This window comes from Microbacterium sp. MMO-56 (genome assembly GCF_037146215.1).
Lineage (GTDB): Bacteria > Actinomycetota > Actinomycetes > Actinomycetales > Microbacteriaceae > Microbacterium.
In genome coordinates this window covers 14,426-39,398 of record NZ_JBBCVW010000004.1, presented here as the reverse complement: position 1 = coordinate 39,398, position 24,973 = coordinate 14,426, and the positions used below count along the sequence as shown (strand labels likewise).

The 24,973-nt window shown below is 71.2% G+C and carries 21 protein-coding genes; 5 read left to right on the top strand and 16 right to left on the bottom strand.

The window, feature by feature from the left end; translation table 11 throughout:
- Positions 1–12: 12 nt before the first annotated feature.
- The 7 genes from WFI00_RS04880 to WFI00_RS04850 form a co-directional block, all read right to left on the bottom strand.
- Complete coding sequence (locus WFI00_RS04880; RefSeq protein ID WP_336630355.1) at positions 13–450, bottom strand: hypothetical protein; 438 nt, start codon at positions 448–450, stop codon at positions 13–15.
- A 123-nt stretch (positions 451–573) separates the two neighbouring features.
- Positions 574–1,497 (bottom strand): class II fructose-bisphosphate aldolase, encoded by a 924-nt coding sequence (locus WFI00_RS04875; protein WP_336630354.1) that lies wholly within the window; start codon positions 1,495–1,497, stop codon positions 574–576.
- A 44-nt stretch (positions 1,498–1,541) separates the two neighbouring features.
- Positions 1,542–2,381: a carbohydrate ABC transporter permease gene (locus WFI00_RS04870; RefSeq protein ID WP_336630353.1), complete on the bottom strand. Its 840-nt coding sequence runs from the start codon at positions 2,379–2,381 to the stop codon at positions 1,542–1,544.
- A gap of 2 nt (positions 2,382–2,383) precedes the next feature.
- Positions 2,384–3,328: a carbohydrate ABC transporter permease gene (locus tag WFI00_RS04865; protein WP_336630352.1), complete on the bottom strand. Its 945-nt coding sequence runs from the start codon at positions 3,326–3,328 to the stop codon at positions 2,384–2,386.
- Between the two features lie 74 nt (positions 3,329–3,402).
- On the bottom strand, positions 3,403–4,680 hold the full coding sequence (locus WFI00_RS04860) for an ABC transporter substrate-binding protein (RefSeq protein WP_336642275.1): 1,278 nt from the start codon (positions 4,678–4,680) through the stop codon (positions 3,403–3,405).
- A gap of 282 nt (positions 4,681–4,962) precedes the next feature.
- Positions 4,963–5,718, bottom strand: a complete 756-nt coding sequence (locus WFI00_RS04855) for a DeoR/GlpR family DNA-binding transcription regulator (RefSeq protein ID WP_336630350.1) — start codon at positions 5,716–5,718, stop codon at positions 4,963–4,965.
- 72 nt (positions 5,719–5,790) lie between these two features.
- Positions 5,791–7,179, bottom strand: coding sequence for an FGGY family carbohydrate kinase (locus WFI00_RS04850; protein WP_336630349.1), 1,389 nt, complete (start codon positions 7,177–7,179; stop codon positions 5,791–5,793).
- Between the two features lie 115 nt (positions 7,180–7,294).
- Between WFI00_RS04850 and WFI00_RS04845 the strand changes: the two genes are divergently transcribed.
- On the top strand, positions 7,295–8,299 hold the full coding sequence (locus WFI00_RS04845; protein ID WP_336630348.1) for a ketose-bisphosphate aldolase: 1,005 nt from the start codon (positions 7,295–7,297) through the stop codon (positions 8,297–8,299).
- Between the two features lie 58 nt (positions 8,300–8,357).
- On the opposite strand, the gene WFI00_RS04840 is transcribed toward WFI00_RS04845, so the two are convergent.
- The 4 genes from WFI00_RS04840 to WFI00_RS04825 form a co-directional block, all read right to left on the bottom strand.
- Positions 8,358–9,314 (bottom strand): Gfo/Idh/MocA family protein, encoded by a 957-nt coding sequence (locus tag WFI00_RS04840; RefSeq protein ID WP_336630347.1) that lies wholly within the window; start codon positions 9,312–9,314, stop codon positions 8,358–8,360.
- Positions 9,311–10,108 (bottom strand): alpha/beta fold hydrolase, encoded by a 798-nt coding sequence (locus WFI00_RS04835; protein WP_336630820.1) that lies wholly within the window; start codon positions 10,106–10,108, stop codon positions 9,311–9,313. Before WFI00_RS04835 ends, WFI00_RS04840 begins: the two co-directional genes overlap by 4 nt.
- A gap of 34 nt (positions 10,109–10,142) precedes the next feature.
- Positions 10,143–10,445 carry a DUF427 domain-containing protein gene (locus WFI00_RS04830; RefSeq protein ID WP_336630346.1) on the bottom strand — a complete coding sequence of 101 codons (303 nt, stop codon included), beginning with the start codon at positions 10,443–10,445 and terminating at the stop codon, positions 10,143–10,145.
- Between the two features lie 65 nt (positions 10,446–10,510).
- Positions 10,511–12,016, bottom strand: coding sequence for an MATE family efflux transporter (locus WFI00_RS04825; RefSeq protein ID WP_336630345.1), 1,506 nt, complete (start codon positions 12,014–12,016; stop codon positions 10,511–10,513).
- A gap of 126 nt (positions 12,017–12,142) precedes the next feature.
- On the opposite strand from WFI00_RS04825, the gene WFI00_RS04820 reads away from it, so the two are divergent.
- Entirely contained in the window at positions 12,143–13,057 is a 915-nt protein-coding gene (locus WFI00_RS04820; protein ID WP_336630344.1) for a DUF808 domain-containing protein, read from the top strand.
- Between the two features lie 183 nt (positions 13,058–13,240).
- Here the strand turns inward: WFI00_RS04820 and WFI00_RS04815 are convergent, their stop codons facing one another.
- Positions 13,241–15,400: an HAD-IA family hydrolase gene (locus tag WFI00_RS04815; RefSeq protein WP_336630343.1), complete on the bottom strand. Its 2,160-nt coding sequence runs from the start codon at positions 15,398–15,400 to the stop codon at positions 13,241–13,243.
- 62 nt (positions 15,401–15,462) lie between these two features.
- Positions 15,463–18,384, bottom strand: a complete 2,922-nt coding sequence (locus WFI00_RS04810) for an aminotransferase class III-fold pyridoxal phosphate-dependent enzyme (RefSeq protein WP_336630342.1) — start codon at positions 18,382–18,384, stop codon at positions 15,463–15,465.
- Between the two features lie 240 nt (positions 18,385–18,624).
- Between WFI00_RS04810 and WFI00_RS04805 the strand changes: the two genes are divergently transcribed.
- Complete coding sequence (locus WFI00_RS04805; RefSeq protein WP_336630819.1) at positions 18,625–19,005, top strand: NUDIX hydrolase; 381 nt, start codon at positions 18,625–18,627, stop codon at positions 19,003–19,005.
- A gap of 40 nt (positions 19,006–19,045) precedes the next feature.
- Here WFI00_RS04805 and WFI00_RS04800 read toward each other — a convergent pair whose 3' ends face one another.
- Positions 19,046–20,542 carry an SDR family NAD(P)-dependent oxidoreductase gene (locus WFI00_RS04800; protein WP_336630341.1) on the bottom strand — a complete coding sequence of 499 codons (1,497 nt, stop codon included), beginning with the start codon at positions 20,540–20,542 and terminating at the stop codon, positions 19,046–19,048.
- Between the two features lie 54 nt (positions 20,543–20,596).
- Between WFI00_RS04800 and WFI00_RS04795 the strand changes: the two genes are divergently transcribed.
- Both WFI00_RS04795 and WFI00_RS04790 read left to right on the top strand, forming a co-directional pair.
- Positions 20,597–20,995 carry a ribonuclease inhibitor gene (locus tag WFI00_RS04795; protein WP_336630340.1) on the top strand — a complete coding sequence of 133 codons (399 nt, stop codon included), beginning with the start codon at positions 20,597–20,599 and terminating at the stop codon, positions 20,993–20,995.
- Positions 20,996–21,051: 56 nt separating this feature from the next.
- Positions 21,052–21,789 (top strand): DUF1345 domain-containing protein, encoded by a 738-nt coding sequence (locus tag WFI00_RS04790; RefSeq protein ID WP_336630339.1) that lies wholly within the window; start codon positions 21,052–21,054, stop codon positions 21,787–21,789.
- Positions 21,790–21,853: 64 nt separating this feature from the next.
- Here the strand turns inward: WFI00_RS04790 and WFI00_RS04785 are convergent, their stop codons facing one another.
- The gene (locus WFI00_RS04785) at positions 21,854–23,116 is read right to left on the bottom strand and encodes an alpha-hydroxy acid oxidase (RefSeq protein ID WP_336630338.1); all 1,263 of its coding nucleotides are present in this window, start codon (positions 23,114–23,116) and stop codon (positions 21,854–21,856) included.
- 46 nt (positions 23,117–23,162) lie between these two features.
- Positions 23,163–24,938: an L-lactate permease gene (locus WFI00_RS04780; protein ID WP_336630337.1), complete on the bottom strand. Its 1,776-nt coding sequence runs from the start codon at positions 24,936–24,938 to the stop codon at positions 23,163–23,165.
- Positions 24,939–24,973: the final 35 nt, after the last annotated feature.

The following is a 24,973-nucleotide window of genomic DNA, read 5'->3' as shown; positions in this document are numbered from 1 at the left end:
GGGTGGCCGCCGTCAGGCGACCGCGGCCCGGACGAGATCGCGCACCCTGTCCTCCACGGCCGGTGTCACCGCGACCACGGCGAACGAGGTCGCCCACAGGTCGCCGTCGTCGAGATGCGCATCCTCCGTGAAGTTCACGGTGGGGTATCGGGTGTCGAACTTCGACGCCGGCTGCACGAACACGACGACCTTGCCGTCGGCGGCGTACGCCGGGAAGCCGTAGAAGGTCTTGGGATCCAGGTGCGGAGCCTCCTCGACCACGATGCGGTGCACCGCCCGGGCGAGCTCGCCGTCGACGCCGGCGAGCGCGTCGATCGCCTCGGCGCACGCCTCGAGCTCGCGCGCGAGCTTCGCGGCCCCCTTGAGGCCCTTCGTCGAGCGCAGCTCTTCGGCGCGCTGCGCCATCGCGGCGCGCTCCTCGGCGCTGAATCCGTTGCCCGTGTCGGCCATCTGGACACTCCTCGCAGGTCGTGTCGCCGGGCGCCGTGCGCGGACCGGCGACGACGGATGCCCGCACAGCGCGGGCATCCCTGCGGATCACCTTAGGCCGATCGCCGCGTCCGCGCTCGGTACTCAGTGCTCCAGGACGGGCGCGCCCTCCCAGCGCGGAGCCGCCGGCGCCGCCTCCGTCTGCAGGCCGTAGTGACGCGCGCCCCCCGCGGCGCGGAAGACCTCCACCTTGTGGCGGACGACGTCCTCGACGGCCTCGAGGGCGGGCGGGTAGATGTCGTGGGGCTCACGCTGACGAGGATCCTCGAGCACCTCGCGCAACCGCGCGAAGTACGCCAGCTTCATGTCGGCGGAGATGTTCACCTTGGCCACGCCCCGGGTGACCGCCTCGGACACCTCGTCGTCGGGAGCGCCCGAGCCGCCGTGCAGGACGAGCGGGACCGGCGTCGCGTCCCGCAGACGCGCGACGAGGTCGACCTCGATCTTGGGCGCCACACCCGCCGGATACACGCCGTGGCATGTTCCCACCGCCACGGCGAGGTAGTCGACGCCGGTGTCGGCGACGAACCGCGCCGCCTGCTCGGGGGTCGTGTAGACGATGTCGGCCAGCTCTTCCGCCGTCTTCGGGTCCCGGGGGCCGATCGTGCCGATCTCGCCCTCCACCGACACCCCGACGATGTGCGCCGCCTCCACGACCTTGCGCGTGAGGGCGACGTTCTCCTCGTACGGCAGGAGCGAGCCGTCGATCATCACCGACGTGAAGCCGAGGCGGATCGCTCCGATCACCTGCTCGAACGTCGCGCCGTGGTCCAGCTGGATCGCCACCGGGATCGCGGCGGCCCGCGCGAGCGCGATGGTCGACGCGAGGAACTCGTCGCCCATCAGCTCCCACTCGGCGGGGTGGATCGACACGATCATCGGCGAGCCCGCCGATTCGCACGCGGCGAGGGCCGCGCGCAGCATCCCGTAGTCGCTGATGTTGAACGCGGGGACCGCGAACCCGTGCCGGTACGCCGTGTCCACGATGTGCTTTCCGCTGACGAGCATCTATCTACTGCCTTCCTGAGGGGTGATGAAGAAGTGGGGGGACATCAGCTCTTGACCGCACCATCGGTCATCCCACCGACGAACTGCCGCTGGAACAGCATGAAGACGATGAGCACGGGGAGGCATCCCAGAACGCTCATGGCCATCATTTCGCTCCACTTGAACGAGTGCTCGCCCATGAGCAGCTGGATGCCGACCGGCACGGTGCGCATGTCACCGTTCTTGGTCAGCGCGAGCGCGAACAGGTACTCGTTCCACGCGACCATGAACGTGTACGTGCCGACCGACACGATGCCCGGGGTGGCGACCGGGACCAGCACCTGCCAGAGCGTGCGCAGAGTACCGCCGCCGTCGATCCTGATCGCCTCGTCGAGCTCTCGCGGAATGGTGTTGAAGTACCCGGTCATCATGAGGATCGCGTACGGGATGGTCGCGACGATGTAGGTGAGGATCAGCGCCCAGTAGGTGTCGTACAGGCGCAGCGCGACGACCAGGCCGAAGTAGGGGATCAGGAGCGTGATGGGAGGCACGGCCTGCACGGAGATGATGACCGAGTTGAGCGTCTTCTTGAACGGGAAGTCGAAGCGGCTCAGGGCGTAGCCGGCCATGATGCCCGCGAACAGCGTGAACACGACCACGCCGGCGGACACGACGTAGCTGTTGACGAAGAAGCGGATCTTCTTCGGGTCGGTGACCACCGACACGTAGGCGTCCCACGTGAACGTCTGCGGGATCAGGCTCGGCGGGTAGGCGAAGATCTCCGTGTTGGGCTTGACGGAGTTCGAGATCATCCACACGACGGGGAATCCGGCGTAGAACGCTCCGATGAGCAGGGCGACGAAGACCGCGATCGCGGCGATGAGGCGACGGGTCGAGCGCGACATGGTCAGTCCCTCGCCGTCTGGTGGCGCACGTACACGAGCGCGACGATCATCGAGATGGCGAACAGGATCACTCCACTGGTGGACGAGAGGGCGAACTCGTACTTCGAGAACGCGAGCTTGTAGGTGTACGTGGCGATCGTCTCGGTGGCGTTGGCCGGGCCGCCGCCGGTGGCGAGCCACACGATCGAGAACTGCTGCATGTTCCAGATGAAGTCGAGCATCGCCATCGCGATGATGATCGGACGCAGCTGCGGGATCGTGATGTGCAGGAATCGGGACACCGCTCCGGCGCCGTCGACCTTGGCGGCCTCGTAGAGATCGGCCGAGATGCCCTGGAGGCCGGCGAGCATGCTGACCATGAAGAACGGGTAGCCCGCCCAGATGTTGATGAACATCACGGTGCCGAGAGCGAGGTCGCGATCGGAGAGCCACTCGACCTTGTGGTCGATCAGGTGCATCGACTCGAGCAGGTAGTTGACGACGCCGTTCGGGTTCAGCATGAGCTGCCAGAGGATCACGACGATCGAGGCGGTGAAGACCCAGGGCAGGATGTAGATCGTGCGGAAGATCGTCGTCGCGAACCGCGGGATGAGACGGCTGTTGAGCAGCAGCGCGAACGCGAGGCCGAGCGCGAGATGGAAGAACACCGAGATCACCGTGAAGACGAGGGTGTTCCCGATGGCCTGCAGGAACGCCGGGTCGGTGAGCAGCGTGACGAAGTTGTCGAGACCGACGAACGTCGGGTTCTTCTCGGTGACGACGTTGCTGAGCATCGAGTAGCCGAACACCAGCACGATGGGGACGGCCATCATGATGGACATCACGATGAGCGTGGGCGACATGTAGGAGTACGCGGCGACGTTGTCGAGCGCCCGCCGACGTCGCTGACCGGGTCGCGTCGGCGCCTTCGCCGGCGCCACCGGTGCCGATGTCGATGTCGAGGTCATGGTTGTTCCTCACGGGGGGATGGGGGTCCGCCCGCCGCGATGCTGCGGGCGGACCCTCGGACGGTGCGGACCTGCTACTTGAGGATCGGCGTCCAGTAGTCCTGCAGCGCGGTGGCCGTCTGGTCGACGTTCTGGTCGCCCTCCAGCAGCTTCACGAGGTTCTCGTTCAGGTTGCGGTTGAGGTCGAGCGCCTTCGGCAGGCCCTCGAGCTCGGTGACGAGCTCGCTGTTGCTGTAGACGTCGAACGCCTTCTGGAACAGCTCATCGCCTTCCACGAAGCCGGGGACGGAGTTCTTGTTCCCCGGGAAGCCGGTCGCGTCGGTGGCCAGCTCGGAGTTGATGTCGGTGCTGACCAGCCACTGGATGAGCTTCCACGCCGCATCCTTGTGCTCGCTGTTCTCGGCGACGCCGAGACCCCAGCTCGCACCGGCGATGCCCTGCTTGCCGGTGTACCCGTCCGCCGTGGGCACGGCTCCGATCGTGAAGTGCAGGTCGGGGTTCGACTGGCGGATGCCGTTGATGTGCGCCAGCGATGCGATCATCATCGCGTTGCGCCCGGCGGTGAACTCCTCGACCTTGTTCTCCTCCTTCTGCGTGAACGCCCCGGGGGCGACGTAGCCCGCCTGGTACTGCGCCTGCAGGAACGACAGCGTGTCCTTGACGTCGGGCGTCTCGAAGTCGGGCTGGCGGTCCTTGAGGAAGCGTCCGCCCGCGGCCCACAGCCACGCCTGCGAGTCGAAGCCCGCCGGCGACTGCACGTTGATCGGGAGCGACCACGCGTAGACGTTGTTCGACGGGTTGGTCACGGCCGCGGCCGCGGCCGTGAACTCCGAGCGCGTCGTCGGGATCTTCGTGACCCCGGCGGCGGTGAGCAGATCCGTGTTGAAGTACATCGGGTAGACGAAGTTGAGCGCGCGCACCATGTAGGTCGCCCCGTCGATCTGGTCGTTGCTCACGAGCTCCGAGGGGTCGAAGCCGGCGTCGTCCATCAGCGTCGACAGGTTCGCTATGGCGCCCTGCGTCTTGAGGTCGTAGACGCTCGCACCGTTGATCGCGACGATGTCGGCGAGAGTGCCGGTCGCGGCGCCCGCGGTCTGCAGATCGACCGTCGCAGAGTACGGGTTGGAGATCAGGTTCACCTTGATGCCGGGGTTCTCCGCCTCGAAGCGATCCATCAGGTCGCGCATGACGCCCGGCTTGAGCTCGACCTCCCACCACTGGCTGAAGTCGAGGGTGACGTCGCCGCCCGCATCGGACGCTCCGCCCGAACCGCCCGAACCACCCGTGCATCCGCTCAGAACCAGCGTTGCCGCAACACCCAGACTGGCAAGCGCCAGCACCTTGCGTTTCATATTGCCTCTCCTCATTGAGATGGACACGTCCCGGGATGTCACCGTGGTCGTGCTGTTCCTCTGGCGACCCTGCAGTGGGGATCCGCCACCACCGCCGGAGCGGCTGTCGCCCACTGTATACGACAGTAAACGAAAGCATAAGGCTTTCTTTTCATATCTTTTACGTCACGGTCATCGACCGAGCCGCGTCGCCGCGGTGTGCAGAGCCGGCGGATGCGGGCGGCGGGCGCACGACGACGCCGCACGCTCGGCGGGTGAGGGCGCCCGCGACGGGGCGCGCGCTCAGGCCACGATCAGCGAAGGACCGGACGCGCGGATGGCATCCTGGACCTCGTCGGGCATGTCCGAGTCGGTGATCACGATGTCGAATCCCGAGACGTTCATCACCTTGTGCCGGTCGACGCTGAACCACTTGGTCGAGTCGGCGAGCAGCACGCGCTTGCGCGCGGCGGCCGCGAGGGACCGCTTCGACTCGGCGATGTCCATCGTGCCCTCGACGACGTCGTGGTCGAGGTCCATGCCCCCCGCGCCGAGGAAGGCGATGTGGGCGATCTCCCCCGCGAGGCCCTGCTGACGGACCGAGCCGACGGTCGCCGAGATGCGCGGCACGAGGCGTCCGCCCAGCAGCCGGACCTCGATGCCCGACACGTCCATCAGGGCGAGGGCCACATTGATGCCGGGCGTGAGGACGACGAGGTCCGAGACGGCGGGCAGCTGCCGGGCGAGCGCGAAGATCGTCGTCCCGGAGTCGAGGATGATCGTCATGTCGTCGGTGACGAGGCGAGCCGCCGCCGCCGCGATCCGCTGTTTCGCCTCGACCGCCTGCGACACCCGCGCGTCGAAGCCGACGATCGGCGCCTCCGGCAAGGTCGCACCACCGTGTTCGCGGGCCACCCGCCCCTGCCGCTCGAGCACCTCGAGGTCGTTGCGGATCGTCACCTCGGAGACGCCGAGCCCCGCGGCGAGGTCCGCCGTGCGGGCGTTCCCGTGCTCGAGGATGGTGGCGAGGATCGCCGCCCGACGCTCTGATGCGAACACGAGGCGACACTATCACCCGGATCGGATCCACCCGGAGCCGTCCGCCTTTCGATCTCCGCGTCTTCTGTCGGCTCAGCTACCGATGCGGGCGACCGCCGCGTCCATGTCGGCGACGGCATGGACGCCGATCGAGACGCGCTCGGCGCCCGGCATCGACTGTGCGTCCGTCCACCACCCGGCCGCCGCGCCCGCCATGGCGGCGCAGCCCCGCGTGACCGTCTCCTCGATCGTCGAGACCACCATCGGCGCGCGCCCCCGCAGCGCTTTGGCGCGTCGCCACCGCGGGGATCGCAGCCCCCCTCCCGTCAGCACGGTCGGGCCGGCGGCGCCGGCGATCTCCCGCACGATCCGTTGGCCCCGGTTCGCGAGTGCGACGTAGTACTCGATGATCGCCGCCCACGACGCCGCCGTGGGCGCCAGCCCGCCGTCCTCGCCGCGCTCCAGCGCCAGTGACACCGCCTCATCGACGGCACCGGTCGACGCGCTCGCCGGAGCGTGCGCCTCGAGGCTGGCGCGATCGGTCCCGGAGTGCTCCACGAAGGAGCGCATGGCCAGCCCCGGACGCATCCGCTCCCACACGACGAGCGGCTCACCGGTGGGGGGCCACACCTCGAAGGAGATGTAGGGATCGGCGGCGAGAGCGGCATCGCGGTGACGTGGGTCGTCGGCCGCGTCGACGACCGCGATCAGAGCCTCGCCGGTGCCCATCGAGTCCGCCACCTCCCCGCGGCGGACTCCGGCGCCGACGGCCGCGACGGGGTGATCGTGCCCCGCGATGACGACGGGCGCGCCGTCCGCGAGTCCGAGGTCGAGTGCGAGCGGTGTGGATGCGGCTTCCGCATGGCCCGCCGGGCGGACCGGCGGCAGCTCGATGCCGCTCAGTCCCGCGTCCTCCCATACGTGCCGAAGGTAGCCCGCACGGCCGTCGTCGTAGACGCCGCTCGTGACGGCCAAGCCCGCCTCCTGCCAGGGCCTGCCGGTCAGCTGCCACGCGAAGGCGCCGCAGAGCCCGAGGAACATCCCCTCGGGCAGTCGCTCCCGACCGGCGAGATGCCCCAGCTTGGCGACCGTCGACGCGGGACGCGCGTGGTTTCCGGTGGCGCGGCGAAGCTCATCCGCGCCCCAGCGTCGCTCGAGGAGGGCGACGACCTCCGCACCACGGCCGTCGTACCACGACGGGAACGCGATGTCCGCGAGCACGCCGTCGGCGAGGATCGTTCCCACCTCCCCCATCGAGCTCAGTCCGACGCCGGCGACCGCGCCGCGCGGCAGGTCCAGACCGCGCACGAGGGATGCGGCCTCTTCCAGCATCCGCAGGACGAGGAAGTCGTCCCCCTCCGCAGTGACGGCCAGGGGCGTCGCGGCCGACAGCGCGCCGACGACGCGGCCGTCGCGACGATACGCCGCCGCCTTGATCCGCGAGCTTCCGAAATCGATCCCCACGACGACCTGCTGATCCACAGCGCCTCCCTGTCTCTTGCGCCCATTGTCGAGAAAACCGAAACAAAAAGAAAGTAAATGAGTCTCGTTCTGTTATTGTTTGGGAGGTCTCGATCAAGCGGAAGGCTGCACGACCATGACCCTCATCACACTCCGTCAGGCCCTCGACCACGCGCGGGCGGGCGGCTACGGCATCGGCGCGTTCAACGTCACCGACATCGAGCAGGTCGAGGCGGTGCTGGACGCGGCCCGTCGCACCCAGTCCCCCGTGATCGTCCAGACGATCGTCGGAGCATCCGCCTTCGCCTCCGACGAGCTGTTCTGGGACCTGATGCTGCGCACCGTCGACCACTACGAGGACGTGCCGATCGTCGTCCACCTCGACCACGGCCCGACGCCCGAGGCGTGCCGGCGAGCGATCGACGCGGGATTCTCGAGCGTGATGATCGACGGGAGCATCGACCACGCCACCGGGCGCGTCAACTCCTTCGACGAGAACATCGCCCTCACGATCGAGGTCGCCGACTACGCGCGCGAGCGCGGCGTGTCGGTCGAAGGCGAGCTCGGCACGATCGGCGGCTCGAAGGACGGCGCGTCGCACGCGGAGATCGTCCTCGCCGATCCGCAGGAGGCGAAGGAGTTCGTCGAGCGCACCGGCGTGGACGCGCTCGCGGTCGCGATCGGCACGTCGCACGGCGCGTACAAGTTCCTCACGCCGCCCGACGCATCGGTGCTGCACATGGACCTCATCTCCGAGATCGCGTCGACCATCCCGAACACCCACCTGGTGATGCACGGGTCCTCCTCGCTCCCGGCGCACCTGCGCGAGATCATCAACGCCCACGGGGGCGGGCTCCCGGAGTCGTGGGGCGTCCCCGAGGAGGAGAAGGCACGCTCCACGCAGCTGGGAGTGACGAAGATCAACCAGGGGATGGACTCGCACATGGCGTACTCGGCCGCGATGCGTCAGCGCATGTTCGCCGACAAGCTCGGCGCCGACCCCGCACCCGCGGCCTCCGCCGGGCGCCAGGCGATGTCGGAGATGGTCGCCGAGCGCATGGTCGTGTTCGGGCAGGCGGGACGCAGCGGCGATTACGTCCCGGTGCCGTTCCGCCGCCCGGCGGCGCTTCCGCTGTCCTGACGACTCCCCCCGGCAGACGGGCGGCCGCACCCGACGGCCGCCCGTCGTCCCGGACCGGTCAGAGCCCGGAACGGCGGATCGCCTCGACGGCCAGCAGGACCGCGAGGCTGCGCTCCTGGTCGGGCGACGGATCCGCCTCGCCGCGGACGAGAGTCGCGAACCGCGCGACCTCGTAGACCATGTTGTTCTCGTCGCCGTCGACCGCGTGCACGGTGCGGGATCCGTCCCGGAGGGTCACCGACACCTCGCGCGGAGCGGTGATCTCGTCGATCTCGATGGTCCCCCGCTCGCCCTGGATCTCGTTGGGGCGCGCGGAGAACCCGATCTTCGAGAAGGAGACCTGCGCCACGAGCTCGGGGTAGGAGAGGACCGCCGCGCCGGCACCGTCGGCGCCCGTCGCGATCGTGACGGTGGAGCCGACGACCGACTCGGGCGCTCCGAAAAGGTGCACGATCGCACTAAGCGGATAGACGCCGAGGTCGAAGAGAGCGCCGCCGGCGAGAGCGGGGTCGAAGATGTTCGGCGTCTCGCCGCGGAGGACCAGGTCGTACCGCGCCGAGTACTGGGACTGCCCGAACGAGACCAGACGGACCCGGCCGACCTCGGGCAGGAGGCTCGCCACGAGGGCCATGCCCGGATCGTAGACGTTGCGCATGCCTTCGAACACGACGACGCCGTTCTCGCGGCCCGCGGCGACGAGATCGGCGAACTCCGCCGAGGTCGGCGTCGCCGGCTTCTCGAGGAAGACGTGCACTCCCGCCTCGATCGCCGCCCGCGCCTGCGCGGCGTGCGCCCCGTTGGGCGACCCGACGTAGACGGCGTCGATCGTGCCCGACCTCAGGAGTGCGTCGAGGTCGTCGCTCGCCCCGGCGACGCCGAGTCGATCCGCGAAGGCGCGGGCACGCTCGGCGTCCCGGGAGAAGACGGCGTCGATGCGGATGCCCTCGGTGCGCGCGACGGCGTCGGCGAACCTCTCGGTGATGGCGCTCGAGCCGATCGTCGCGAGCCGGATCATGCGGCTCCCCGCTCCCCGCCGAGGAACGCGATCGCATCCGCCCGGAACACGCGCGAGCCGGGTGCGTTGAAGTGATGCCGGTCGGGGATCTCCAGGAACCGGCCCTGCGGACACGCGGCGGCGAGCGCCCGCGACCCGTCGATGATGGCGTCGAGCGACCCGGTCGCGAACAGGACGGGCTGCTGCGGGGCGTGCGCGGGATCGGGGTCGGGGTCGATCGTCTTCGAGTCGCGCATGCCGCCCGCGATCGCGAGGAGCGCCCGCAGGTCGTTGCCGGGAACGCGCTCGGTGAGGCGGATGTAGTTCTGCGTGACGGCATCCGTCACCGGCGTGCCGTGCTCGACGAGCGCGCGGACCTGGCCGATGTCGAGGCGCGCGAGCGGGATGCCGTCCGGCACGCCGCCGAGCACCGCGCGGGGGATGCGGTGCGCGATGTCCTGGATCACCTCCCACCCGACTCGGGCACCGAGCGAGTACCCGACGTAGAGCGCCTCGTCGACGAGGTAGGTGTCGAGGACGCTCTCCACGTCGCCCGCGAGCTGGCGCAGGTCGTAGTCGTGCGGATCGTGCGGCTTGTCGCTCGCGCCGTGCCCGCGCTGGTCGAGCCCGATGACGCGGTAGCCGGCACGCAGCAGATCGCGCACCCAGCCCGTGGCGACCCAGTTGTCCTTCGTGCTCGAGGCGAACCCGTGGACGACCACCACGACCGGGTCGTCGAGTCCGTCGTCACGGGTCCACGAGTAGGTCGCGATGCGCAGCCCGTCGCCGACCATGATGAACTGCGGCTCGGGCATCTCGGTGAGCTGCGCCACCGCCGGGGTCACGGCATCAGTCGACGACACGGATCTCCTTCCAGAAGGCGACGTAGTCGGAGAAGTCCGCGCCGACGCGCTCGATTCCCGACGGATAGGGGTGGGGGTAGCTCCACGCCCGGTCGGCGAGCTCCTGGCCGCCCGCCCTCACCGTGAAGTACTGGCACTCGCCCTTCCACGGGCAGGTGTACGGCGTCGGCGAGGCCACGAGGTACTCCTCGTGCACGCTCGACGGCGGGAAGTACCAGTTGCCCTCGATCGACAGGAGCTCCTCGCGCGGAGCCTCCGCGATCACGATGTCGTCCAGAACGGCTCTCATGGCTGCCTCCTCGTGGGCGGTCGTCCCGTCTGCGGTCGGGCGGGGCGCCCGCCGACCACGCCAGGCTACCCCCGGGAGCGGGTGCGGTGGCCGCCGCCGCCCACGCGGGCGCGTCTGCCCGCGCGCGGCCGGGAGACCACCGGGACCGACGCGGTGACGACGGCGTCCACCGCCATCGACCCGTCGGTGGGTCCGATCACGGGGAACGTGGTCGTGGCGGTGACCTCCCGCGGGTCGACGGGCATCCGGGCGAGCCTCCGGTGGGCGCGGACGTAGGCGGGCACCAGGATCACGCACGCTCCGATCCACGCGAGCGGGTTCGACCACACGACGCCGGTGAATCCGAGCACATGGCCGAGCACGACCGCGGCCCCCACCCGCATCGCGAGCTCGACGATGCCCGTGACGGTCGGGATCACGGTGGATCCGAGCCCCTGCAGCGCGCCGCGGAGGATGAACAGCACCGCGAGGGCGCAGTAGCTGACTCCGTTGATGTGGAGCATGAGGGCCGCCATGTCGACGACCTGCGGAGCCGCATCCCCGACGAACAGGCGCACGAGCGTCGCGCCGAGGGTGATCATGAGCACGCCCAGCACCGCTCCGACGGCGAGCGCCATCCAGATGGCCTGGCGCACGCCGCGACGGATGCGATCGGGGCGGCGACCGCCGAGGTTCTGCGCGGCGTACATCGACGCGGCGAGGCCGAGGGACTGCAGGAGCGCGACGGCGAGCCCGTCGACGCGCGACGCCGTCGTGTACGCCGCGACGGCATCCGCACCCAGCGTGTTCAGGGCGACCTGGACGGTCAGGGTGCCGATCGCGATGATCGACGCCTGGAATCCCATCGGCAGACCGAGGCGCAGGTGCTCGGCCAGCTCGGCACGCGTGACGCGCCAGTCGCGGCGCCCGACGTGCAGCACCGGCACCCGCCGACGCACGTACTCGAGACACAGGACGACCGAGACCGCCTGCGCCACGACCGTGGCGAGGGCGGCACCGGCCACGCCCCAGCCGAGCGGCCCGACCATCGTGACGACGAGCGCGACGTTCAGCGCGCACGAGATCGTGAGGAACACGAGGGGCGTCCGGGAGTCGCCGATCGCGCGGATGATCGCGGAGAGGTAGTTGAACCCCATGATGGCGCCCGCGCCGAGGAAGCTGATCTGGGCGAACACGGTCGCCTGGGCGAGCAGCTGCGGCGGGGTCTGCAGGAGCACGAGAGCCGGCTCGGAGAGAAGCGGAGCGACGACGGTGAGCAGGACCGTGGTGGCGACGGTGAGGATCGTGCCCGCCGCGACCGAGCGGCGGACGGCGGCGTGGTCCTGCGCGCCGAAGGCCTGCGCCGTCGGGATCGCGAAGCCGCTCGTCATCCCCCAGGCGAAGCCGAGCAGGAGGAACAGGAGGCTGCCCGTCGCGCCGACGGCGGCGAGGGCGTCCACGCCGAGGTGGCGGCCCACCACGATCGCATCGGCGAACTGGTAGAGCTGCTGGACGACGTTGCCGATGAGCAGCGGCACGGAGAAGGCGAGGATGACCCGCCAGGGGCTTCCGGTGGTGAGGGTGCGGGACATGCGGAGACTCTTCGGGAAACGACGAAGGGCGCCCCCCGACGGAGCGCCACGGGTCCACCGTATCGAATCGATTCGGGCCGCGCAAGTCGCGCAGACGCCGCTTCGGCGGCCGGTACTGTTGCACGCATGTCCGTGGGTCTGCTCGCCGTCGTCGACGACATCCTCAGTGCCGCCCTGAAGGCATCCGCGAAGTCCGCCGGCGTCGTCATCGACGATGCCGCGGTCACCCCGCAGTACGTGCAGGGCCTGAGCCCCGCGCGGGAGCTGCCCGTCGTCGGGCGGATCGCGCTCGGGTCGCTCGCGAACAAGTTCCTCATCATCATCCCGCTCGCGATGCTGCTCACGGCGTTCGCCCCGTGGGTGCTGCCGTGGCTGCTGATCGTCGGCGGCGCGTATCTGTGCTTCGAGGGGGCCGAGAAGGTGCTCGAGTGGTTCGGATTCCACCACGCGGGCCCCGAGGACGAGGGCGGGCGCGACGAGAAGAGGCTCGTGCTCGGAGCCGTCCGCACCGACCTCATCCTCTCGACGGAGATCATGCTCATCGGGCTGTCGAACGTCGACCCCGACCTGGACTTCTGGCTGCGGCTCGCGGTGCTCGCCGTCATCGCCCTCGCCATGACGGCCCTCGTCTACGGCGCGGTCGCCCTGCTCGTCAAGATCGACGACATCGGCCTGCGGATGGCCAAGAGCCCGTCATCCCGGGTGCGGCACACCGGGATGCGTATCGTGCGGTCGATGCCGGGCGTCTTCCGGGTGATCTCGATCGTCGGCACCGTCGCGATGCTGTGGGTCGGCGGTCACCTCGTGCTGGCCAACCTCGGCGAGGTGGGCTGGCACGCGCCGGTCGACCTGCTGCACGCGGTGGAGCACGCACTCGAGCCCGCCGGGCCGGTCGTCGTCTGGGTGGGCGACACCCTCGTGTCCGCCGTCGCCGGTCTCGCGATCGGCCTCGTGATCGTCGGCGTCGCCCTGATCATCGGGAAGGCCTTCGGCAAGAGCCTGAGCTTCAGCGAGGGCCACCGGCAGCCCGGCGAGCACTGATCCTCGCCCCGCGCGTGAGGCGCGGGCCGCGCGGCGCTCCCCGCCCCAGGTGCAGCCCCTGCGGCATCCGTCTCGCAGGTTCGGGGTCGCGCGTGGTCGCCGCGCGCCCGGATTCGTGTCACGAACCGTCGCTTCGGACCCGCCAGAGCGACCAGAAGCGACACGGATGCGCCGGGGCGGGGCTCAGCAGAGGGAGATGCGGACGGCGCCGGCGGAGACGTGGATGGCGGAGGCATCGGGGGCGACCCAGGTCGGAGACGCCTCGGCGGCGTGGGGGCCGACCCCGATGACGCGCATGCCTGCGGCGAGACCCGCGGCGATGCCGTTGGCCGAGTCCTCGACGACGATGCAGCGCGCAGGGTCGACGCCGAGCGCCGCCGCCCCCGCCAGGAAGCCCTCGGGGTCGGGCTTGCTGCGCTCGACATCCGCCGCCGCGATCACGACCGGGGGCAGCGGCAGCCCGGCGGCCCGCATACGCGCGGTCGCGAGCTCGATCGTCGCCGAGGTCACCAGCGCGTAGGGGACGCCGTCGCGTTCGAGGGATGCCAGGAGCTCGGCCGCTCCGGGGATCGCCACGACGCCGGCGGTCTCGGCGGTCTCGGCGGCCAGCAGCGCGGCGTTCTCGGCGATGTTCGTCTCGTGCGGGCGGTCCGGGAGGAGGATCGCCATGGACTCCTGGCCCTGCCGCCCGTGGATCACCGCGAGCGTCCGCTCGGGGTCGACACCGTGATCGAGGGACCACTGGGTCCAGAGCCGCTCCACCACGGCGTGCGAGTCGACGAGGGTGCCGTCCATGTCGAGGAGGAGCGCTGCGGCGGGCGCGACGACGCGGGTCACCGACTCGGGCACGCGGAGGGCGTCCCAGCCGCCGCCGAGCGGGGGGATGTGCCACCCCGCCGCGACACGCCCCTCGACGTCGCGCTCGATGATCGCGCGGTGCGGAGAGGTGGTGTCGACCACGTGGACGAGCACGGAGCCGTCGCCACGCCGCTCGCCGCGCGTCGCGAGCCGGAGGTAGCGCGGCTCGGCGTCCCGCGAGCAGGCCGGATCGACCTCCACGGGCTCGCCGCCGCCGGCGGGTGCGGCTTCAGCCTGCTTTTCGCACACGACGGCGCGCCAGGAGGTGGTCACCGCGAGCGTACCCACGCCCGGGAAAGTCAGAACCCACCCGGGATCCGCCCCGGCCCCGGCGTCGGCGAGGGCCAGGCCCTCCGTGTCGAACCGGGCCTCGCGCATCAGCGCGAAGAGAGCACGCCCGCCCCAGCTGTCGCGGGCGGGAACGGCCTCCCCGGCCGCGGCGGAAACGAGTTCGGAAGGCCGGTCGACGCCGGCGCCGACCCCACCGGACCCGGCGGCGCCCCCGGCCGCTTCGGCGACGGCGACGGCGTCGACGAAGGCCCAGAAGGCGCGCAGGGTCGCCTGGGTGTCGAGGGTCGCGCCCTGATAGGCGATCACGAGGTCGTGCTCGGGGATCACGAGACCGAACTGACCGGCCGCGCCGTCCAGGCGGAACCCGTGCCGTCCCCGCCAGACCTGGTAGCCGTAGCCCATCGCCCAGTCACCCTGTTCGCCCTCTGCGGCGGGGGGTCCGTCGAAGACGGCGGAGTCGGACCAGGGCCGGCTGAGCTCGTCCACGTACCAGGCGGGCACCACCTGCACGCCGCCGAATGCTCCGCCGGCGCCGAGCATGGTCGCCGTGCGGGCCAGGTCCTCGACGGTCACGTGGAACCCGGATGCTCCGAGCTCGATCCCGTGCTCGGAGCTCATCCAGCGCTCGCCGATCCCGAGCGGGTCGAGCAGACGCGGTCGCAGGTAGGCGGTGAGCTGCTCGCCGGTGAGCGCGGTGACGATCGCGGAGAGGGTGTAGGTCGCGGGCGAGTTGTACGCGAAACGGCTGCCCGGAGCGTGCTCCGGAGCCGTCGTCAGAAGCGCCGCGGGGTCGAAGCCGATGCGCTCGATCTGCGCGGGGGTGTGACCGGTGTTCATCGTCAGCAGATGGCGCACCGTGATCGCCTGCGCGTCCGCGACGCCGAGGAGGTCGCCGGCCGGGTCGTCGAGACCGAGGCGGCCCTCGTCCGCGAGGAATCCGATCGCGAGCGAGGTGAAGGTCTTCGACGCCGAGTACACGAGCGCCGGCAGATCCAGGCGGTACGGCTCCCAGGCCGTCTCGAACGCGACCACACCGCCGCGCGCGATCAGGAGCGCGTGCGGGTCGAGGCCCTCCTCCTGCAGCCGATCGGCGAGCGCGAGCAGGGCCGGGGCCGGGAGGCCGAGCTCCTCGGGGGCGCGCCGCTCGAGCGGCGGGAACGACACGGGACGCGGGTTCTGCGGCGTGGAAGTCATCCCTCCCACTGTAGGTTCGTCGGCGCCGGAGGGCACGTCCCCGTCGTCATCGAGGGGCGCGGTCAGTCCCCGATCCCCCTGAGGACGGCGTCGAGCGCGCCGATGAAACGTCGGGCGTCGGCCTCGGTGAGGGTGAGCGGAGGCTTGACCTTGAGCACGTTCTGCCGCTCCGATGCGGCCTGGACGATGAAGCCGTGGTCGAGCAGCCGCTCGCACACCTCCGCCGCCTCGGCGCGGGCCGGCTCGAGGCTCTCCCGGTCGCGGACCAGCTCGATGCCGAGGTAGAGCCCCGACCCGTGGACGGTGCCGATCAGGGGATGCCTGTCGGCGAGCCCGCGCACCCCGTCGGCGATCACGCGGCCGACCCGGGCCGCGTTGGCCTGCAGCCCCTCCGCATCGATGATGTCGAGGATCGCCGACCCGGCAACGGCGCTCACGGGGGTTCCTCCGGCCGAGGAGAAGAACGTGCCCTCGCGCGCCAGCGCATCCGCGATCTCGCGCCGGGTGAGCACGGCGCCCAGCGGGTAGGCGTTGCCGGCGGCCTTCGCGACGGCGAGGATGTCGGGCACGACGCCGTTCAGGGTGCACCCCCAGAAGGCGTCGCCGAGGCGGCCGTAGCCGACCTGCACCTCGTCGGCGATCACGAGCCCGCCCCGAGAACGGACGGTGTCGGCGACCGCGGCGAGGTACCCCGCCGGCGGGATCACCCCGCCGGCGTTGCCGAGGACCGGCTCGCAGATGACGGCGCCCACGGGCGTCCCCGCCTCGTCGAGGGCGCGTGCGAGGTCGGCGACCTCCGCCGCATAGGCGGCGCCGGCACCGGGCCCGCGGTGGCGGCCCCGGTAGGCGTTGGGCGCGTCGACGAGGTGCACCCACGCGGGGCGCGATGCGGCCGCGGACGGGTTGTCGAACGCCGAGGTGCTCACTGCGTCGGCCGCGCTGGTCCAGCCGTGGTAGCTCTCGCGCAGGGCGATCACGTCACGGCGTCCGGTGGCGACGCGGGCGAGGGTGAGCGCCAGGTCGACCGCTTCAGAGCCGCTGTTCACCGGGATGACGGTGTCGAGCGACGGGTCGGGGGCGTGTGCGATCAGGCGCTCCGCGAACTGCGCGTACGCGTCGTACAGGAAGCGCGAGTTCGTGTTGAGCAGGTGCAGCTGGCGCGCCACGCGGTCGGCGAACACGGGATGGGCGTGCCCGATCGCCGACACGTTGTTGACGAGATCGACGTAGGCGCGTCCGCGCGTGTCGATCAGGAGCGCGCCCCAGCCACGCTCGATCTGCGGCGGCTCGGCGTAGAAGCGCTCCGCGGCGGCGCCGATCACGGCCTCCCGGGTCCGGCGCGCCCGGCGGGTCGCCCGCACGGGGTCGGCGGCCCGCTCGACGCCGAGGATCGGCGACGGATCGGTCGCGCCGGGCGTCTCGGCCTCGCCGTCCGCGGTCGTGAACGCGGCGTCGGGGGCGGCGTCCCGCATGCGGCGTGTCACGCGCAGCCGGCCGAGTCCCGGCGCGCTCTCGGCGATCCGGCCGAGGACGGCGCCCGCCTCGACCGGGCCGGCGACGGCGACGGGATCGAGCCCCGCGAAGCGCACGACCACGCCGCCGTCGCTCACCTCGACGACGGGGGATGCCTCAGCCCCCGTCGCCGCGGAGGCCGGGTCGACGAGGGGGACGACGATCGACAGGATGCCGGCGAACGGGGCCCGCACGGCGGATCCGGGGCGCGCCCAGACATCCACGCACCGGGCGCGCGCCGCGGCGGGCCGGGTCACGTCCGTCGACACCCGCGTCCCCCGGGCCTCGCCGAAGCGGAGGACCGCGACCGGGGAGTGCGAGAGCGCGGCGCGGACGAGATCGATCTCGGAGCCGGGGGTCGTCCACCGACCGCGGTCGAGCAGGGGGCTGCGGATGCCGAGGTCGAGCACCTCGGCGCCGTCCGGAAGGACCGGTCGGTACACCAGGCCGCGCCGGTGCGGCCGACCGGTGGCGAGCCGCAGCTGAGCCTCGACCTCTTCCGAGGGGAGCCCGTGCGCACGGGCGAACACCTGCCACTCGTGCTCGACGCGCTCACGTGCATAGTCGTTGCCCGGATCGATGCGCAGCTGGCTCCACCCGCTGACCGCGAGAACCGCCCCGCGCAGCACGACGAGCGGCCAGAGCGCCTGCAGCTCGTCGTCCGTCAGCGGTGTGCGCGCATCGAACCCCGCGACGGCCCGGGCCACGATCGCCAGGTCGCCCGTGCGCCCCAACAGGTCGGCGAGCAGCATCGCGAGCTCGGCGGCGCGCCACGACGTCGCCGTGTCGCCGAGATCGATGACCCAGTGCCGGCCGCGCCGATCGCGCATGACGTTGTCGGCGGTGAGGTCGCCGTGGATGAGCTGGCGCGGGAGGTCGGCGGCCACGTCGGCGAGCTCGGTCGCGGCGCGACGTGCGGCGGCCAGGCACAGCTCTCTGCGCTCGTCCGGCAGGTCTCCGATCAGGTGCTCGACGACGGACAGGGCGTTGCCGAGCTCCCACTGCAGCTGCCGGTCGGTGTCCTCGGCGTCCATTCCGGCGAACGCGCTCGCGACCTCGGCGACGAGCTCGCCGAGCTCCTCCGCCTGCGCGCCGTCCGCCTCCGTGACGTCGGACAGCGGCACGCCGTCGACGACCTCGAACGCCGCGACGAGGGCGGTGGCGTCCCCGTCGCACGCGATCGACGTCGTGCGGGCGCCGCCGGCCGTGCGCAGGACCTCGGGAGTGAGCACGCCCTCGGACCGGAGCCGGTCGGACGCCGCGATGTGGAGCTCGACCGCGGCCCGATCCACCGTCGGGTGGAAGATCTTCAGCAGGATCGCCGCCCCGGCGTCGGAGCGCACGAGAAAGTTGCGATCCTGCTGGCTGCCGAGCTCGGTCAGCGCACCGTCGACGCCGTACGCGTCGCGGGCGAGCGCGCGCACCTCGGCGAGGTCGACATCGGGTCGGGCGAGGAGCCAGTTCTCGGTCATCGGGGCGCGTCCTTCGGGTGAGGGCGAAGCCGTCGCCATCGGCGCCCGGCGCAGGACGATTCTGCCGGATGCGCGGCGCGGGCGCGCCGGTCGGTTCGTCCGGTGCGCCGGCACCCTCCGATCACTCCGACCGGTCCGCGACGGCGCGGCGAGAGGTGTTAGCGTGCGGGGGTGTCCGCCGACCCCGCCGCCCCCGCCCACGACGCCGCAGCCGCCTCCCCCGCCCAGCCCGCGCGCGAGATCCGGGTCTCCGCCGCGGTCATCACGGATGCGGCGGGTCGACTGCTGCTCGTCCGGAAGTCGGGCACCACCGCCTTCATGCAGCCCGGCGGCAAGCCCGAGGCGGGCGAGACCCCCGCGCAGACGCTCGTCCGGGAGCTCGCGGAGGAGATCGGGCTCGTCCTGTCGCCCGACGAGCTCGCACCCCTCGGCGAGTTCCGCGCGCAGGCCGCGAACGAGCCGGGCTTCACCGTCGTCGCCGACGTCTTCCGCGTCGGCATCGGCGACCAGACGCCGGTGCCGGATGCCGAGATCGCCGAACTGCGCTGGATCACCCGCGCCGAGGCGTCCGACATCGAGGTGGCGCCGCTCGCGGCGGCTCACTTCCTCCCGGAGCGCTGAGCCCGACTCCGCCCGCACGAGGGCTTCGCCGGGCGCGGCCTCACCAGGAGCTCTTGCGGTAGTCCTTCAGGAACACGCCGAAGAGGTCCTCGCCGGCCTCGCCGCGGACGATCGGGTCGTACACGCGCGCGGCGCCGTCGACGAGGTCGAGCGGGGCGTGGAAGCCCTCCTCCGCGAGGCGCACCTTCGTGTAGTGCGGGCGCTCGTCCGTGATCCAGCCGGTGTCGACGGCCGTCATGAGGATGCCGTCCGTCTCGAACATCTCGCGCGCGCTCGTGCGCGTGAGCATGTTGAGCGCGGCCTTGGCCATGTTCGTGTGCGGATGCCCGGGCCCCTTGTATCCGCGGCCGAACACCCCCTCCATCGCCGAGACGTTGACGACGTAGGTCCGGCGCGCGGGCGATGCCGCCATCGAGGGGCGCAGCCGCGAGACGAGCAGGAACGGCGCCGTCATGTTCGCCAGCTGCACCTCGAGCATCTCGAGCGGCTCGACCTGGTCGACCGACTGGGTCCAGCTGTTGATGTGGTTCTCGTCGGGCACGAGTCCGCCCGCGTCGATCGCCGTCCCGGCCGCGAGGCGTTCGAGCGAGGACGAGCCCGCGGCCATCGCCTCGGCGGTGAGCTCGTCCGCCGTCCTCGCCGCGGCGGCCAGGATCGGATGGCTCGACACCGACTGCGCGAGCGCGAGCGGGTGCGCGTCGTTGGTGTGGCCGAAGGTCAGCAGCTCCGGGAGCGGGCCCGCGGGCAGCGGGGCGAGCTCGGCGTCGACCAGCGGCTTGTACGCACCCGTCGAGCGGCGGACCGTCTGGGCCGCGTTGTTGATGAGGATGTCGAGCGGGCCGTCGGCGGCCACGGCATCCGCCAGACCGATCACCTGGGCGGGGTCGCGCAGGTCGATGCCGACGATCTTCAGACGATGGATCCAGTCCGCGCTGTCGGGGAGGGCGCTGAAACGCCGCACGGCGTCGCGGGGGAAGCGCGTCGTGATGGTCGTGTGCGCTCCGTCGCGCAGGAGCCGCAGCGCGATGTACATGCCGATCTTGGCGCGACCTCCCGTGAGGAGCGCCCGCCTGCCGGTGAGGTCGGTGCGCGCATCGCGCTTCTCGTGACTCATCGCCGCGCACGACGGGCACAGCTGGTGGTAAAACGCGTCGACCGTGGTGTAGAGCTCTTTGCAGATGTAGCAGGCGCGGGGCTTGATCAACTCGCCCGCGGTGGGCGCGGCGGTACGGGTGGCGAGCGGGATCCCGCGCGTCTCGTCGTCGATGCGGTCGGGCGCGCCGGTCGCGGTGGCCGCGACGACGGCGCGATCGGCGTCGGCGATCCGCTGCCGCTTGTCCTTGCGCGCCTGCCGCTTGACGTCCTTGTAGAGCTTGCCGGTCTGGCGCCTCAGGGCGATGAAGGCCGGGTCCTCGCGGTCGAGGTCCGCCGCGGCCGCGATCACCCGCAGGGCGATCTCGAGCTCCGCCGGATCGATCGGGGTCGACGCGGCTGGGGCGTCGGCCTCGGCGTCGGAGGGGAAGGGCGTTTCGGGCACAGGAGAGTGTACCGAGCGGGGCTGAACGGATGCCCGAACGGATAGCCTGACGACGTGGTCACCGAACGCACCCTCATCGTGGAGGGGAGCCGCGTGTCGGACATCCCCTCGTTCTACGCCGAGGCGAACCGCGTCTTCATGCCGCACGAGGAATGGACCCTCGGACCGAGCCTCGACGCCCTGGACGATCTCCTCTACGGCGGCATCGGGGAGCTGTCCGGGATCGACGCGCCCACCGTGGTGCTGCGCGATCACGTCCTCCTGCGGGACGTCCTGGGCGTGAGCACGACCCGGGACTACTACCTCTCCAAGCTCGATCGGCCGGACGTGTTCGACACCGCGCGCTTCCGCGCGGCGCTCGACGAGCTGGATGCCGGAACGGGTATGACCTACTACGACCTCGTGCTCGGGGTCTTCGCCGACCACCCCGGTATCCGCCTCGTGCTCGGCTGAACGCCGCCGCGTCGCGGGTCGCTGACGCGGGCCGAGCCGTCTGGCATCCTGGTCGCATGACGACCCCCGAGCCCGCCGAGCCCGCCGAACCGGCGGGCGGGCGCATCCCGCGCTCGGCGTTCGACATCGTCCGTCTCGGCTCCGCACTCATCGCCGGTGTCAACGCGATCTGGATCACGGTCCTCGTGGTCGTGCTCGCCCGCGGCCACGAACCGCTCGGCGACCTCGTCGCCCAGTGCCTGTTCGCCTTCTCCGCCGTGTCGTCGATCGCCTACACGGTGCACACCATCCGGGTCTTCGGCCGCGCGGACGCGGCGCGGCTGCGCGCCCTGCTGGCGGCGAGCACGCCCCGCGGGCGGCTCGGTCAGGTCGAGGCGGCGGTGTCGGGCACTGGGCCGACGATCGCGGTGCAGTGGTCGGTCATCGCCATCGCCGCCGTGCTCGCCTTCACGCTGTGGCCCGGCCTTCTGCGCGAGCCGGCCACCGTCTTCTTCAGCGTCCTCGTGGTCGCCGCATCCTGGTCGGTGACCGTGGTCGCCTACGCGGTCCACTACGCGCGCTACGACGCCTCGACGCAGACCCTCGGCTTTCCCGGCGACAGCACGGACCGTCTCTTCGCGGACTACCTCTACCTCGCCGTCCAGGTGCAGACGACGTTCTCGACGTCGGACGTGTCGCTGCTGGACACGGGCTCCCGGCGCATCGTGACGGGGCACACGCTCGTGTCCTTCGCCTTCAACACGGTGATCATCGCGATGCTGATCACCGTGCTGTTCCTCGGCGCGGGGGCCTGAGCCCACACCGTCGCGGGCGACGGGTCCCCTCGCCAGCCGCCCGCCGCGTCCGAGCCGGCCCCGATCAGACGCGTACGACCCCGGGCTGCACGCCGCGGGGAACGAGCCGCTCCAGCTGGGTGACATGACGCGGTTCGAGCTCGTCGAGGGTCGAGACCCCCAGGAGCTTCATCGTCCGCTCGATCTCCGAACGGAGGATCTCGATCGTGCGATCCACGCCCTGCCGTCCGCCCGCCATCAGTCCGTAGAGGTACGCCCGGCCGATGAGGGTGAACTTCGCCCCCAGCGCGACGGCGGCGACGATGTCGGCGCCGTTCATGATCCCGGTGTCGACCATGACGGTGGCGTCCCGCCCGACCTCGCGCACCACCTCGGGCAGGAGGTGGAACGGCACGGGCGCGCGGTCGAGCTGACGACCGCCGTGGTTCGACAGGATGATGCCGTCGACGCCCCGGTCGATCAGTCTCACCGAGTCCTCGACGTTCTGGACGCCCTTGACGACGATCTTCCCGGGCCACAGGCCGCGGATGACCTCCAGGTCGTCGTAGCTGATGGTGGGGTCCATCGCCGCGTTCAGCAGCTCGCCCACCGTGCCGCCCGTCGTCGAGAGCGACGCGAACTCGAGCTTCGGGGTCGTCAGGAAGTCGATCCACCACCACGGCCGCGGGATGGCGTTGATGATCGTGCCGACCGTGAGCTGCGGCGGGATGGAGAATCCGTTGCGCTTGTCGCGCAGACGCGCTCCGGCGACCGGGGTGTCGACGGTGAACTGCAGCGTGTCGAAGCCGGCCGCGGCGGCGCGCTCGACGAGGCCGTAGGAGATCTCCCGCTCGCGCATGACGTAGAGCTGGAACCAGTTGCGACCGTGCGGGTTCGCCGCCTTGACGTCCTCGATCGAGGTGGTGCCGAGGGTCGAGAGGGTGAACGGGATGCCCGCGGCGGCCGCGGCCCCCGCACCGGCGGTCTCGCCCTCCGTCTGCATGAGCCGCGTGAAGCCCGTCGGCGCGATGCCGAACGGCAGCGCCGAGCGGCCGCCCAGGATCTCGACCGAGGTGTCGACATCGGCGGCGGGGCGCAGGATGTCGGGGTGGAACTCGATGTCCTCGAACGCCTGCCGGGCACGGGCGAGCGAGAGCTCGCCCTCCGCCGCCCCGTCGGTGTAGTCGAACGCCGCCTTCGGGGTGCGGCGCTTCGCGATCGCGCGCAGATCGGCGATCGTGAGCGCGCCGTCGAGGCGGCGCTTGCGCGCATCCAGCTCCGGCTTCTTGAACTGCATGAGCTCGAGCAGCTCGGGGATCTTGGGCAGCTGACGCTTCACGGACGACATGGGTGTCCTTTCGAGGAGAAGGAGGGAGAGGTAGGGGCACGGCCGGTCAGGGCAGCATCCACGACAGGACGGAGGACTGCAAGCCCACGAGGAGGCACATCGCGACGAGCATGCCCAGGCTCCACCAGATCACGCGGCGGAGGATCGTGGACTCGTGGCCGACCAGCCCGACGGCGGTGGCGGCGATCGCGAGGTTCTGCGGGCTGATCATCTTGCCGATGACCCCTCCCGACGTGTTCGCGGCGACGAGCAGCGCCGGGTCGAGGCCCGCCTTCAGGGCGGCGCTCTGCTGCAGGGTCGCGAACAGCGCGTTGGCGCTCGTGTCGGAGCCCGTGACGGCGGTGCCGAACCAGCCGAGGATCGGGGAGAGGAAGGCGAACAGCGCGCCGGTCCCGGCGATGAAGGCGCCGATCGTGAGCGTCTGCCCCGACATGTTCATGAGGTACGCGAGCGCGAGCACGGCGCCGACGGTCAGCAGCGAGAAGCGGAGCTTCACGAGGGTCTGCACCCAGGTGCGCGCCGCCTCACGCAGGGGCAGCCGGTACACGAGCGAGACGACGATCCCGCACAGGACCAGGAGGCTCCCCGCGGATGAGAGCCACGGGAGGGTGTAGACCGTCGCGCTGGAGGGCGTGCCGGCGGCCGTGAGGATGTGGCCGTCCAGGCCCGGCCAGGGGATCTTCACATCCGTGAATCCGAGCGCCGCCTTGAGGTCGGGCACGAGCTTCGCGAGCGAGAAGACCACGATCACGAGCAGGTACGGGAAGGTCGCGAGGAAGACGGTGCGCGCGTTCAGCGGGGCATCCGACGTCGGGACGGGTCCCGTCGGCGCCGGCCGCACCGGCGCCGACGACCCGGCCGCCGTCGAGCCCGACGATCGCGAGGCGCCCGACGCGGCGGAGGTGCGCGATCCGGACCGTGTGCGGATGCTCCCCGTCGCGGCCTTCTCGGTCGCGAGCAGGTCGACGGCCGCGCCCTGCAGCAGCCGCTCGCGCGCCTGCTCGGTTCCCGCGGGGCGCCAGAAGCGCAGCAGGATGACCGCGGCGGCCATGCCGGCCAGCGAGGCGATGATGTCGGTGAGCTCGACCGAGATCCACGTCGCGCTCACCCACTGCGCGACGGCGAACACGACGCCGAAGACGAGGGTCGCGGGCCACGTCTGGCGCAGGCCCTTCCAGCCGTCCGCGAGCAGCACGATGATGAACGGCACGAACACCGCGATGACCGGCGTCTGGTGGCCGACGATCGCCCCGATGTGCCGGTAGTCGATGCCCGTGAGGGCGCCCGCCGTGATGATCGGGATGCCGATGGCGCCGAAGGCGACCGGGGCGGTGTTGGCGAGCAGGACGATCACGGCGGCGCGCATCGGCGAGAAGCCGGCCGCCATGAGCATCACGCCCGTGATGGCGACGGGGGCGCCGAAGCCGGCGAGCGCTTCGAGCAGCCCGCCGAAGCCGAACGCGATGATCACGGCCTGGATCCGCGGGTCGTCGGAGAGGGCGTTGATCACGCGGCGGAGGTCTTCGAAGCGCCCGCTGCGGACGGTCAGCTCGTAGAGCCAGATGGCGTTGAGCACGATCCACATGATGGGGAAGAGGCCGAAGACGAATCCCTGGGTCGACGCGAGGAGCGCGAGGTCCACGGGCATCCGGAATCCGAGGACCGCGACCAGCAGCGCCACCGCGAGTCCGGTGAGGCCCGCCCAATGGGCCTTCCAGCGCAGGACACCGAGGGCGATGAACACCGTGAGGAACGGAAGGCTGGCGACCAGGGCCGACAGAGCCAGACTGCCGCCGACCGGGGCGAGTTCGGGTGTGTACACGGGGTTCTCTTTTCGTACGCCGTTGTGCGAAACAT